Source organism: Acinetobacter sp. WCHAc060033 (assembly GCF_004209125.1).
GTDB lineage: Bacteria > Pseudomonadota > Gammaproteobacteria > Pseudomonadales > Moraxellaceae > Acinetobacter > Acinetobacter wuhouensis.
Map to the genome: position 1 here is coordinate 1 of NZ_SGSW01000229.1, position 238 is coordinate 238.

General features: G+C 34.5%; 1 protein-coding gene. It reads left to right on the forward strand.

The window, feature by feature from the left end; translation table 11 throughout:
• The coding region (locus tag EXE10_RS21700) for a hypothetical protein (protein ID WP_213073877.1) at positions 1-238 on the forward strand (238 nt) is incomplete at both ends.

Sequence of the window (238 nt, forward strand, 5' to 3'; positions counted from 1 at the left end):
AGTTGGAACTAGCCATTTTGAGGAAAATATTGAGTTACAGCGACAGCTCACCGACTTAAAAAAGCAATTTTCTACAATAGAGGAATCTAAAACATCTCTACAGCAAGAGAATGAAAAACTTAAAGATAACAATATAAAACTGACTGCTAGAGTGAAGCAGTTTATTGAAGAATCTAAAGAGCAAGATCAGTTTTTTGAGGAACTTCAAGCCAGTAATTCTGAACAAGCCAACAAACTG